The sequence below is a fragment of the Microcystis sp. LE19-131.1A genome (assembly GCF_027532015.1).
GTDB classification, from domain to species: domain Bacteria; phylum Cyanobacteriota; class Cyanobacteriia; order Cyanobacteriales; family Microcystaceae; genus Microcystis; species Microcystis ichthyoblabe_A.
Genome location: NZ_JAPZSS010000080.1, coordinates 1 through 12,593, shown reverse-complemented (window position 1 = coordinate 12,593; position 12,593 = coordinate 1). Strand labels below are relative to the sequence as shown.

Below are 12,593 nucleotides of genomic sequence, written 5' to 3'. Positions count from 1 at the left end.
CTCCTGATGTTTGTGGTTGCGCTTTATTCGCTAACAGTTTGGACTTCTTGAGTCCATGAATCCGTTGATTCAGGTGGCTGTAATTGGGATTCTCCTTGTCTCTGGATTTTGCCAATCAGTTGATAGACTTGGCGATAGGGCATAGTACCCAAAGCTTCTAAAACTTGGTTGACTTCCCCCAAAGTTAATTTGAGGGAAATTTGTTCAGCTTCATTCATTAGTTTCTGTTTTTCTGGTTAATTTTAGCCAGCCATCATAGATTTTTTGTGGACTGGAGTAAACGGACTGAGAATCAAAGGGAACTAGGGGACGATTTGACCAGATAGTACCATCTTTTCCTAACCAAGACCACTCATAATTGGGTACTTCGGGAAGGGAAAGCTTAATCTGATCAAGATCATTGATTGGGTTAATATCACTCAGAAGTGGTGCCGCTAAAAAGGTAACTTCGATCGCTTGTAAGGCAGGTAAATATTGTTCTGGCGGAATAGAAATACTCTTAGCAGGAAGTATGCCACAAGTCGCGTTCACTTGTCCACGAGGGTCGATTAACATCACTAGAGTTTGGGCTGTATTTTCCTCTAAGGTTTGCTCCAGATTCAAGGGAGTGTCAGGGGTGGGATCTTTTTCATCATCAAACAGGGTTTTGATCTTTGCGTGGGGAACATAGCAACTTTGGGGAGCATAAAAAACGCTGTCTGTGTAAGTACCATCGGCTTTTTCTACCCAGTAGCCCACCAAACTATCATTAAACTGCTGATATTCACCAATACGGATGGGGAATTTGACCTTTTCAAAAGCGTCCGTCGTTCGCACCTTATTGTGGAAGATGTCTGCCGAGAAGGATATCTTATTCTGGCTAACGGCGGGTATGCCTTGGATATCTAGATTGATGCGTGAGCGCACTAGAGCTAAAGGTCGCGACACTAGCAAGGAGATGGCTTTATTTTGAGCAAATCCTTCGGGATCAATGGTTTGTAAGGCTGCATTGACAGTGGTGAGGAAATCGGACATAAATGCCGCTCCTTGATCGATCAGATACCGGACCATTTGCTTGAGATAGGGGTTAGTCCGATCAATAATGCCCTGAATTTTCTTCTCATCGTAATTAAGTCCCGGAATAGAGCGCAATTGAGCGGTGCGGTCAATCATCACTAGAGCATTGCCCTCATCATCATAAATAGTCAGGCTGTTATCTAAGTTGTTGGGCAAAACCCAGCCACAGATTGGTTTAGTGGCGAGGGTATCATTCATTTCCTGATCTTGTTTACTGCTTTTACTGCGGCGAGTCCCCTGTGGTCGGGTGGCCGATAGCCAGCGAAAATTCAAGCGGGCAGGTTGGGCTAAACGGGGTGGCAGGTAGATGGGATGGGATGATAATACATTAGCAAAAGCTGATGGCAGTGTTAGGGGTTGGCTAGTGACAATCTCACGGCTATTGTTAGTGTCAAGCACGACATTAACCTGTCCAAAGGTATCCACAAGTCGCAAATCAGTAATTTTTAATCCTCCTAGACGAATGGGACTAAAATCGAATCCATTTAAAGGCGATCGCAAAATACTGTCCGGTACGAGACGAGAGCTAAGTTCTAAAGTGTTCTGCACGTTTTGCAGGAATTCTTTTGTCGGTCCATTTGCTGTAAGTAGATTATCGTTGACATCTAACTGAATTGTCCGATTATAGGTGAGTAGCGCATCACTAAAGCCGCCGAGACTCTGGGCGAGACAGCCGTTAAGAGATTGCAGTTGTTGATAGGCCCGCAGCGCCGTAAAAAAAGGATCACTAGCTGTGGGGTTTTTCTTGTCATACCACCCCTTGACAGCGTTAAAATTCTTGACCAGGTAGTCCTCGGTTTGGTCGTCTGGGGATATATTTTGTTCTTGGTAATAGTCGGGCAACAAATACTTAGTCAAGTAATCTATAAGATTGTCCTTGAGCAACATACTAGCCGAGGAAGAGAGAAAACTAGCTCCCCTGTAAAGGTTGGGATAATCAGCAAAATTACTCGCGCTTGCATCCGTTGGGGTAATTTCAATGCCATCGACTGGCAATTGATAGTTCTTTTTGATGATGTCAGGAGGGTAGTTTGTGCTTTGGTCGTCTATACCTTTCTTGTATGTCGTGCTTGGTATTTTATGCTTTAACCCTTTCAATTGCACTTGCCATTCCAACAGGAAGGGGTTCCAAGGCTGATTTTTCCATTGACGGAAGCCAATTTTTTCTGTGGGTTTGTTGCCAAACTCGTTGAGAAATTGGACAAAAATATTTAAGGTGTTGTCAGATAAGCTCTGCAAGTCAATGGACTGAGTTAATAATTTACATTGCAGCAAACCATCTGTCCTCAAACGCTCATCGTCACGGTTGCGAGTCGGTTTAGCGACTTCCCCAGTCATTAAAACTACGGGATCATTTGGCTGCCAATAGCGAGGTCCTGGAACGATTTTGATGGTGTAAGATGGTCGGAACAAACCGATTTTGTCTTGGTAATCCCGGTCAATTGCGGTCGGAGATAGGGGTTTTTTGTGGAAGCTAACGCTGGCGATGCGCCCCCGTAAACGATGGCTACCGGAAGAGTTAGACATTAAATAGACGGTGCCACTAAAGGGGTTATTAGCCTCTAAGTGGAGGAAAACCCACCGATTCTTAGGAATTGCTGTCCAGTTAATCGGTCCGTTTACCTGTTGTCCGTTAATGTAAATTTTTTGCCAAGTGCTGCTAATTCCATTAGTAGAATTAACATAAAGGCTGGTACTTCTCACCTCTAAAAGGGAACCCTGAACTCCCTCTGGTATGTTTACCCACATCGAGAGGGACTGGATATTTCCTAAATTAGAGATTTCATAATTCTGATTGCCATCGAAAGATAAACACTTCATGGCAATATCGTCATCCACTAAGGTAGAATCGCCAGTGACTTGGACGGATTTTTTGGGAGCAATTAAACGGGATTCTTTGTTAAACTGCTGAACTTCAGCAATTAGTGTGTTAATCGACCGGGCAAGTCCGCTCGCTTTTGAATCGCTGTTAAAAGAGGAGCCGGAAAAATTATTAGGAGCAGCAGCGCTGATAATTTGACCTTCTGTATTTTTTTGTAAGTTCAAGACCCCAGCAGCTTTGATTGCATTCTCTAAGGCTCTTACCCCATATTGATTGTTACCCGGTGTTTCAAGAAGAAACCGTTTGATTAGATCCATATCGCTTGTTTTTTTTAGCGATTCCTTTTCCTTGTCTGTCAGTTTATCTCTATTTAGCAATTGTTTATCCGGATCGAGATTACGAAGAACATAAGTAGCCAGCATATACTTATACCAATCAGCATAGACTTGTTCTCGAATTGAGCCAACTTTTGCTAATTGTTGGTCGTATTCACGCTGTGCTTCGTTAACTTCACTTATGCGATCGCCGATGGTGGCGGATAATGTCACCTGCATTATTCCCTCGCCTTGCACGGCATTTGCTGGGTTGGCACTTCCCGACTGGGAAATTTTGGGATCAGATTCCGGCACTACCTGCCATGATATCTCTTTACATTGGCCAGTAAAGCTGTCCTCGTGTAGTCCTTGTCGAAACTTGGGTCCAAAGTCGAGATTTTGCTGTACTAAACGCCCACTCATTTGTATGGCTTCTAGCTGCTCCTCAATCGTTTTGCGATTTTCTGTATTTGTGTCCAGTTGGCGAGCTACATAAGCTGCTATGGCTTCTTCTTGGTTGTTTCCTACGGCGATCGTTCCTTTAATCGCTTGTGGGTTAGTTACAGAAGCACCAGGCGCAAAACTTAGGGAAGCATGACAGAGAAGACGATCGGGGAAACTTTGGTTATTGCCTATTTCTACTGTCCAGCCAGCTTTAGTTTGCAGACTGTCTAAAAGGCTTAAAGGATCTCTGTCTGGGTACTGTTCTTTGATAAATTTGTCAAGATAATCATTTTTGCCGTCGCTATACCAGCCAATGACATCATATCGTAGGTCTTTGGGCGGGGTTGTATTGGTGGTGAAGTCCCCATCATGAAAACCGAACACACTGCGACAGTTAGGATAAAAACCAGCAAAGGCAACTTTTTCGTTGTCTAAGTTGTCAACTGTAGCGAAGGGTCCAATAGCGGACAATTCCTGAATATATTGGGCATTTGCTGTACCTGAGCGCCATGCTCCCAATTCTAATTTACGCCCCAGAAAACGATAGGGTTGATACTCATTGGTAGCTGGATAATAGAGGATATTAATTGTATCTTCTGGTGTAGCACCTTCAGGATACAGATAATCACTTTCTACAACCCATTTTTTTTCTGCTATATTGCTCCCACGTCGTATAATTAACCAGCGATTAGGTACAAGGGGAAATGTAATGCCTTGTTCTCCATCTCTTGCTATACCGTTAGTCAGCGCATCTGGTAAAGACCAGTGTAGGTGAATGCCTGCTTTTAAGGACAATTGGGGTTGTGTAAAGGGAACCCTTAATACAGTTTCGCTAATATAAGCCTTACCGCGCTTCTGTAATTCAGTATCTTTGTAGTAAGGAAGCTGACTATAATCAGTCATTTCCCCCAGTACATCCGTCTTGGTGGGGAGGTAGAGGGCATCAAGGTAAACCGGAACTAGGAGTGTGGTCATAACTGTAGTATGTAGGGATGAATGAAGCAGAAACCTAAATCGTCAGTTTTGGGAATTTTCGCTGTTCCACTGGGGAGAGGTTGGCAAATGCGCCCAACTCACTTGCAGAAGCTTTAAGATTCGTTTTTTTCTTTACCTTTTGAAGGGTACGGATCATTGATTTATTTTTCAACACTTTTGGTCTTCTTTTTTGTAAATTTTTGTAAATTTTTTTGTTATTTCTTGTTATTTCTTGTTATTTTTTGTTATGAATTCGGGTTCTTCGTTACTTGGTATGGTTCGATAGGGGGTATAAATCGACTAAATCCTTATCTGGCAAGAGATTTAATTGATTAGTTCGCTCTAGATCGAAAACAATTGGCAAAAATCGCAGCAACGCCTGTCTCTATAAGGGTTTCATTCCTTACAATCCCGTCCACTGCATAAGACAAACTGAAGAACCAAACATTTCAAGTTTGTCGATGCTTTAAATTCCGCTGCTAGATAAGGACAGGCGCTCATGCAAAAGGGAGAATAATAATGATAATATCCACTAGAAACCCGATCATCGGCTATTTGGTAGCGGCATAAATCCAACCAATGCCCAAAATATTGCCGTCGGGTTAATAGGTCCAATTTTGTTTCGTCTGTAGGGTGTAGGTTCCGTCGCGCACATTGACTCGATGGGGGATCAGCTTCAGGTCTCGGAAGATATTAGCTTGGTGTTGTAGGGCCGTCAGAGAGCGATCGTCGATCGGGATAATGGCACGTTCAGAGGCCCTCTGTTCGAGATTGGTGATGATCGCCGGGTCGATCTCGTGGTGAGCTGCCAAGCGTCTCGTCGCCTCTAACTCCTGTTGTTTCGCCCAAGCACCTGCCTCGTTCACTTCTTCTAAAATCACCTTCAGTACATCGGGATAATCCCGCACCAATTCGGGAACTGCATAATAATAGGTCGGCACTTCTAGAGAGGCGTTTTCCCCAAAGATACCCCCTAGATCGGCCACCGATCTTCCCGGATAGGTGCGCGTCTCGGTGGGGGAATAGGGAACCCACACCACCCAAGCGTCGATCTCACCGCGACGGAAAAGCACCAGCGCTTCCGGTTGGGTTGCATACACCGGTTCGATATCGTTTAATTCTAGATTCACTCTCATCAGGGCGCGGATAAGGACGTAATGGGCGCTCGAACCTCGATCGAAGGCGATTCTTTTTCCTTTTAAATCCGCCAACGTCTCTATTGGCGAATCCTCTGGCACGAGAATCGCCTGACCTTTCGGGGCGGTATATTTTTCCTTGGCTACCCGGACGAAGACGTGTTCGGCCGCTTGGGAGAAAATACTCGCCGTACCGCCACCACCGCAGAAATCGATCGTTCCGTTGCTCAAGGCCTCGATCAGAGAGGAAGCGGCCAGAAAACTCGTCCACGTTACCGTCACCCCAAAGGGTTTTAAGCGTCTTTCCAGAAAGGCCTGGGCGCGGAGAACTTCCAGATTAGTCATGCCCTCAGGGTAGCCGATCTTGAGGGTTCCTAACCGCCGCGCTTGTTTGGCGAGAGGAGTGATATCGGAGGGGGTCGAGCGCTTGAACCAGCGATCGATCGCGATACAGAAGAGAATTCCAGCGATAAATAATCCCACGGTTTCCAATAGCCGGGGAGTCGTATTTCGGGGGAATTTAAAGCTATCGACGAGGTTGAGAATCAGGTTATCGGATCGAGAATTTTGACCGACGGCGATCTCGCGTAGCGAGCGCTTTGCGTTCGTGTCGGAAAATCCAGCCAGGAGAAAGCTCCCCACCAGACTGGTCACAAAAAGCACTGCGGGAAGAACTGCCCGCCAATTTCGCCACGGTTTCCAGAGACACTTGATCGAACGGTGGAGCATGGGATTTCTCGCAGAAAACAAGATTTATGATCGGGAAAGGGGACAAGAGGGAAGGGTTTCCCAACTTGATCGGGAGAGGTTCCATTAGTTTTATCTACATACTATAAAAATCCACGACTCCTCGATTGTGTAACAAAGTACATTTATAAATGTATTGAAAATGATATAGTTTCAAAATGAAATTGCGCCCGCATTTGAGAGATCGAGGTAGTATGGATGGATTGGTTGATCGAAATCGTCAAAATCGCGGTGGCCACCGGCATAGCCACCACCTTCGACGACAATATTTATCTAACCGGCTTCTTTAGCGAGGTAAATCGTACCTTTCGCCCGGTTCACGTTGTCGTCGGCGAGCTAGTCGGGTTTACGGCCTTAGTATCGGTGAGCTTGCTGGGTTTTCTACTCGGCTTAATCATCCCGCCGATTTATATCGGTCTTCTCGGAATCTTGCCAATCCTCATCGGTATGAGAAATTTACTGACGTTAAATCGCGATAACGAGAGGGAAACCGCAGATCGCAAGGTGAATTTGCGAAGAAACGCCCAATTTCATGGGTTTGCCTCCCGCAGACTATCCCTCGGTCAAGTCTTCAGCGATCGCCAAACCTATAAAGTTTCCGCAGTCACGATATCCAATGGCGGCAATAATCTCGGTATCTACATTCCCCTATTCGCCAATAGTACCGTGGCGCAGTTAGCCGTAATCATCCCGATCTGCTATCTAATCGTTTGTACTTGGTTATTTCTCTCCTATAATCTAACCCGCCAACCGGGGATCGCGGTTGTCCTCAGCCGTTATGCGAGTAAGCTTTTCCCTTTTGTGCTGATGTGGTTGGGCCTACGGATTATTCTCGATAACGGATCCTATCGCCTGTTGATTCCCATCGGGTAAATTAGACCCCCCGTAAACGCCAATCTCCAGATCCCACGGGAGTCAAAATTCAGGAAGAGAGAATAAAAAATTAGTTGGTTTAGAGCAACCTTATCGAGAAAATCCCGATGAATGTATCACTGTTGCCCATCCGATCGCTGTTTCGTCCCCTTCGACTTGGCTCAGGGCAAGCCTTCCATTCGCTATCGCGGCGGGGATTTGTATCCTTCTTGGTATTGGGATTGCTGGTTGCGATCGCGCTCGCTTCCTGTACGTCCGGGGGGATCGCCTCGAAACCAGAGGTGAAATTAAATCTCGTTTCCTTTTCGGTCACGAAAGCCGCCCACGACCAGATTATCCCGAAATTCGTCGAGAAATGGCAAAAAGAGCGGAACCAAAAAGTCATTTTCGAGCGCAGTTACGGCGGCTCCCTGGCCCAGGCCGATGACGTGATTGCTGGGAAACAAGAGGCGGACGTGGTACATCTAGCCCTACCTCTAGACGTGACGCGCATCGCCGACGCGGGGTTAATCCATAATGAGCTATGGATTGCGGGTAACGGGATTATTGGGAGTGCTTCTGCAAGCTAAGAGAAATCGCCTGATTCCAGCCGTTAAACCCCTGATGGAGCGACTAATTGAGCAAGCTGACTTTCGAGTGAGTAACCAGTTGTACGCAACCATCCTGGAATTTGCTGGAGAGTAGCCATGGCTCACAACCAGGAAGTTAAGACAGATTAGCCGCCGAAATCTCAGCGATCGCGGCAAATACGGCAGAGACGTTAAAATTTACTCTAGCCATCTCTTCAGAAAAAAGCCATAATCTAAGATAGCTCAATAAGATTAAAGGTTCACCTATGCCTTGCGCGGTTATCCTCACAGCTATCCCCATTGAATATATAGCAGTTCGCGCCCATCTGAGTGACCTGCGAGAAGAAATGCACCCGCAAGGGACGATTTATGAGCGGGGAAAATTTATTGACAGTGGGAAAGAGTGGAAAGTGGGAATTGTTGATGTGGGTGCGGGAAATGTCGGTGCAGCCTTAGAAGCGGAAAGGGCAATATCCTATTTCAATCCCAGTGTTATCTTGTTTGTGGGGGTAGCAGGTGGCATCAAGGATGTCCAGCTTGGGGATGTGGTAGCGGCTACAAAAGTCTATGGTTATGAGTCAGGTAAAGTTAAGAAAGTTTTTGAACCTAGACCTGATGTAGGACTCTCTACTTATAATCTCATTCAAAGAGCTAAAGCAGAAGCAAGAAAGGAGGATTGGTTAAATAGGCTCGGTTCTTCTCTTTCTGATGTAAAACCTACCGTATTTGTTGCGCCTATTGCTGCGGGAGAAAAGGTTGTCGCTTCTAAAGAGTCTGATGTGTTTCAATTTCTTCGCTCCAATTATGGGGATGCGTTAGCAGTGGAGATGGAAGGGCGAGGTTTACTGCAAGCGTCTCATGCGAATCAGCAGGTATCAGCATTAATTATTCGAGGAATTTCTGATTTAATTGAGAAGAAAAGTGAGGCGGATGCGTCTGGTTCTCAGGAAATAGCGGCGCGTCATGCGAGTGCTTTTGCTTTTGAAATATTGGCAAAGTTCGGGGGTGATGAAGCAAAACAACAAAAAAATCTGGAAAAACCCAACGGTTCAACTTCTAGTCAACCTCAAACCAAACTTCTATCAAAAGCAGAATCAATGTCAGACAACTCAAATTATCAATACGACATATTCATCTCCTACAGCTCGAAGGATCGTCCTTGGGTTAAGGAATTGCTCAGAAAATTGGAAGAGCAAAAGATTAAGGCTTGCATTGACTACCGAGATTTTATTATAGGAATGCCAAGCATCAAAAATATTGAACAGGCAGTGATAAACAGCCATAAGACTTTACTGATTTTGACACCTAATTATCTGGAGAGTGGATGGACTGAGTTTGAAAATATTCTGCTGCAAACACTCGATCCAGCGAATCAAAAATTGCGATTGCTTCCTCTTTTAAAGGAAAAATGTGAACTGCCGCTACGACTGAGGGCTTTAACCTATCTCAATTTTGTTAATCCCGAAGATGAAGCATTTGAATGGCAAAAGTTGGTGAATGCCTTGGGAAAGCAACAAATTCCCTCAATATCTCCTAACTTTTTCGCCTATGATGATACTTGGGTTGGTCGAGATCAATTAATCCAAGATTTAAAATCTCGCATTCGAGAATCTTGTCGCTTGCTGGTTTTAGTGGGAATGACAGGAATTGGAAAAACAGCTTTAGGGGAACGCTTGGCTGTTGAATTATCTGACTGGTTTGGAGGAGATTGGAGTCAATATTATCAGGAAAATTTTGATAATGAGGAACAGACTTCTGATTTTGCTAGTGTAGCGGCTCGATGGTTAGAAAAGTGGGGACAACTGATCACCTCAGATGATCGCAAAGATACCCAAAGATTACTTAATCGGTTGCTGAAACATCTGCAAGAAAATCGTTATTTAGTCCAAATTGATTCTTTAGAAAACATTTTGCAGGGAAATGAAGAGGAAGGTTGGAGTGATTTTAAAGATGATTGGTGGGTGAAATTTTTCAATGGTTTTCTGAAGTCGGATTCCTGTTTAAGTTCTATCATTCTTACTTCTCAGGATTCACCGAGACAAGTTGAAGAGATAGGAAGTCGCTCTCAAAATTTCTGGTATCGTCAAGAATTAAGCGGATTAGATGAGTCTGAAAGATTAGCTTTGTTTAAGAAAATTGGTTTAGAGATTGATGTTAATTCAGCAGGAAGAACTTATTTAGAGCGAATTGGTGGTGCTTATGAAGGTCATCCTTTGGCGTTGCGAGTGATTGCAGGAGAAATTAAAAATAAGCCTTTTAATGGCAACATTATCGCTTACTGGAATCAGTACGGGAGTGAGGTAGAGGAAGTAGAAAAAGCGATCGCAGAAGCACAAGTGGGTAAGACAACTGGCCAGGATTTGTTTAAATTAGATCGCTTTACAAAGACCCTAAGACGGAATGTGCGATCTCGTTTGAATAAAACCTTTGCTCGACTTCAAAAAGATGTGAAGTATGCTTATATTTTACTCTGTGAAGCATCGATATATCGATGTTCTGTACCAGAGAATTTTTGGCTGTCTCATTTAGAAGATTGGGATCGGGATGAAGAAGAACAAAAAGCAGCGTTAGATTCTTTACTCGATCGATATCTAGTAGAGCAATTAGTTGAGAACGATCAATGTTTATTAAGACAGCATAATTTAATTAGAAGTGTGTCTTTGGAACATTTAAAACAATGGGGTAAAAAAGATGAATAATCAAGTTGAGTTAGATTCTAAAACGCAACAAGTGTTAGAAGAAGCGAATATTATAGCTTCTGGAGAGGAAGTTTTAGCACAGCTTGGTATTGATTCAACAATCGTTAAGGCGATGAAGGAAGGGATAAAGCGGTCTTCCTATCGAGCAGTAATTAATTGGCTGACGAAATATAAAGCTAATCCAGATGCTTCTAACTTGAAGAAGGTAAAAGGTTTATTAGATTCTTTTTATCATTTATGTGAGGTTGAAGATTGGGAAAAGAGTAGTTCTATCCTTTTGAATAACTTTCAACTATTAAATAATAAATCATTAAATACTCAGCTACATTCTTGGGGTCATCATATTGAAAGACTTGACCTTAATTATAAAATATTAGGACAGCTAAATCATAAAGTTGATATTATCTGTTTAAGAAATTTAGGTAATTCTTCTATGATTTTAGGAGAACATAACAAAGCAATTAACTTCTATGAAAAAAGTTTATTTCTTACTCAAAAAATGGGTGACAAACTTAATGAGTGTTTAACTTTACGTTCATTGTCTAACTTTTATTTCTCCAGAGGAGACTATTCTCAGGCAATTAATTTTTCTGAAAAACTTTTAACACTTTGTGAATTAGTTCAAGAGTCAAAAACTAAAATAGAAACACTTATTAATTTGGCAGGATCTCACTATTTTTTAGGTAAAACAGAAAAAGCAGCTATATTATTTGAGCAATGTTTAACTGATATACAGATATTGGAAAATCAGCCAACCAAAGTATATTTATTAGGAACTACAGGTAATATATATGACTTTATGCAGGAATATAGTAAAGCGATTGATTGCTACCAAAAAAGCTTAAGCATAGCACAAATTATCAATTATCAACAAACAGGAGGGATTCTGGCAAATCTTGGCAAGACTATAATGAAGCTTGAACAATATCCAGAAGCTTTAGATATACTATTTAAAGCAATAGAACAACTAAAAAAAGACGGTATTCGTATTGGAGAAAGTATAAGTATCCTGAACGTTGCAGAAATTTACTATCAATTAGGTTATATTGACTTAGCTTTAAATTACTATAATCAAGCATTAGAAATTGCCATGAATTTAGAGAACCCACAACTACTAGAACAATGCAAAGAATTTAATAGTAGATTACTTCAGTTTTGACATTTCTAAATAGATAGCTGGAAAATTCAACATTTCCATAGTTCAAGAGTGTGAAAACTTGCTACAAAAAATAATGAGCAAAGCTAAATTTAAAGTAAGAGGTAAAATAAAATGAATATCTTGCTATCTGGTGATTCGATTCTAGCAGAACTTGGTATTAGTTCAGCTACCGTTAAAGCGATGAAACGAGGAAAAAAACGGTCTTCCTATCGTGCCATTATTAACTGGCTAACGAAATATGAGCCTAATCCGAATACGTCCAATTTAGAAAAAGTAAAAGGTTTATTAGAGGCATTTTATCATTTATGTCAGGTGGAAGATTGGGAAAGGGTTAGTAAATTGTTCATGAAGCCATTAAAGTCATCTTTAGAATCACAATTACATTGGTTGTTATCTGGGTAATGATTCGATAGTAGTGCCGTGGCCCTCTTGCTTACATGGTATGAATTGTGTAAAATATTTATTAATAAAAATAATTGGCTAGAATCAGTCTTTAAACCTCTAGCTTGATCATAACTTTTCTGATAAATATCTTTTTCAGGCTCCTGTCTGGCTTACTCAAATATCAGTCTAGCACCGAACAAAATACCCCCCCTAGTTCACCTCTATTCCCCTGTCCTAATTGTGGTTCTCATTATATGATCAAGAATGGTTCTATTCATAATGGGCTCTTCTCGACTTTGTGTGATAATTTTTGCTTATGGAATCGTGAAATGCTTATCGGGTAACACTTTTAGGACTATTTTGTCGAAGAAACTATCAGTATAGACCTCGTTTCCACACAGAAACCAGAAGAGCC

General features: G+C 42.5%; 8 protein-coding genes and 2 pseudogenes. 6 read left to right on the top strand and 4 right to left on the bottom strand.

Annotated elements, in window-relative coordinates; genetic code table 11:
* Positions 1-23: 23 nt before the first annotated feature.
* From O9323_RS07210 to O9323_RS07200, 4 genes and pseudogenes are all read right to left on the bottom strand, one after another.
* A complete protein-coding gene (locus O9323_RS07210; RefSeq protein ID WP_002785883.1) occupies positions 24-218 on the bottom strand; it encodes a hypothetical protein in 195 nt (64 codons plus the stop codon).
* Positions 211-4,611: a hypothetical protein gene (locus O9323_RS07205; RefSeq protein ID WP_288124887.1), complete on the bottom strand. Its 4,401-nt coding sequence runs from the start codon at positions 4,609-4,611 to the stop codon at positions 211-213. The genes O9323_RS07210 and O9323_RS07205 overlap by 8 nt, the downstream gene beginning before the upstream one ends.
* Positions 4,612-4,856: 245 nt before the next feature.
* Positions 4,857-5,042 (bottom strand): annotated as a pseudogene (locus O9323_RS22850) (hypothetical protein).
* A gap of 171 nt (positions 5,043-5,213) precedes the next feature.
* Positions 5,214-6,476, bottom strand: a complete 1,263-nt coding sequence (locus tag O9323_RS07200; RefSeq protein WP_002753147.1) for a sulfonate ABC transporter substrate-binding protein — start codon at positions 6,474-6,476, stop codon at positions 5,214-5,216.
* Between the two features lie 216 nt (positions 6,477-6,692).
* Between O9323_RS07200 and O9323_RS07195 the strand changes: the two genes are divergently transcribed.
* The 6 genes and pseudogenes from O9323_RS07195 to O9323_RS07175 all read left to right on the top strand — a co-directional run bounded on the left by O9323_RS07195 (position 6,693) and on the right by O9323_RS07175 (position 12,196).
* On the top strand, positions 6,693-7,367 hold the full coding sequence (locus tag O9323_RS07195; RefSeq protein WP_002753148.1) for a cadmium resistance transporter: 675 nt from the start codon (positions 6,693-6,695) through the stop codon (positions 7,365-7,367).
* 107 nt (positions 7,368-7,474) lie between these two features.
* Positions 7,475-7,933 (top strand): annotated as a pseudogene (locus O9323_RS07190) (sulfate ABC transporter substrate-binding protein); the annotation flags it as partial.
* Positions 7,884-8,051: a DUF3368 domain-containing protein gene (locus O9323_RS22575; RefSeq protein ID WP_149106694.1), complete on the top strand. Its 168-nt coding sequence runs from the start codon at positions 7,884-7,886 to the stop codon at positions 8,049-8,051. The pseudogene O9323_RS07190 and the gene O9323_RS22575, both read left to right, overlap by 50 nt.
* A 151-nt stretch (positions 8,052-8,202) precedes the next feature.
* Positions 8,203-10,635, top strand: a complete 2,433-nt coding sequence (locus tag O9323_RS07185; RefSeq protein ID WP_262382222.1) for a phosphorylase family protein — start codon at positions 8,203-8,205, stop codon at positions 10,633-10,635.
* Positions 10,628-11,794 (top strand): tetratricopeptide repeat protein, encoded by a 1,167-nt coding sequence (locus O9323_RS07180; protein ID WP_288124886.1) that lies wholly within the window; start codon positions 10,628-10,630, stop codon positions 11,792-11,794. The genes O9323_RS07185 and O9323_RS07180 overlap by 8 nt, the downstream gene beginning before the upstream one ends.
* 111 nt (positions 11,795-11,905) lie before the next feature.
* Entirely contained in the window at positions 11,906-12,196 is a 291-nt protein-coding gene (locus tag O9323_RS07175) for a hypothetical protein (protein WP_149106693.1), read from the top strand.
* Positions 12,197-12,593: the final 397 nt, after the last annotated feature.

Bases quoted from the DNA above. Each gene is read 5' to 3' on its own strand.
- O9323_RS07175 (WP_149106693.1), top strand. From the start codon at position 11,906: ATGAATATCTTGCTATCTGGTGATTCGATTCTAGCAGAACTTGGTATT.
- O9323_RS07205 (WP_288124887.1), bottom strand. From the start codon at position 4,611: ATGACCACACTCCTAGTTCCGGTTTACCTTGATGCCCTCTACCTCCCC.
- O9323_RS07195 (WP_002753148.1), top strand. From the start codon at position 6,693: ATGGATTGGTTGATCGAAATCGTCAAAATCGCGGTGGCCACCGGCATA.
- O9323_RS07200 (WP_002753147.1), bottom strand. From the start codon at position 6,476: ATGCTCCACCGTTCGATCAAGTGTCTCTGGAAACCGTGGCGAAATTGG.
- O9323_RS22575 (WP_149106694.1), top strand. From the start codon at position 7,884: ATGAGCTATGGATTGCGGGTAACGGGATTATTGGGAGTGCTTCTGCAA.
- O9323_RS07210 (WP_002785883.1), bottom strand. From the start codon at position 218: ATGAATGAAGCTGAACAAATTTCCCTCAAATTAACTTTGGGGGAAGTC.
- O9323_RS07185 (WP_262382222.1), top strand. From the start codon at position 8,203: ATGCCTTGCGCGGTTATCCTCACAGCTATCCCCATTGAATATATAGCA.
- O9323_RS07180 (WP_288124886.1), top strand. From the start codon at position 10,628: ATGAATAATCAAGTTGAGTTAGATTCTAAAACGCAACAAGTGTTAGAA.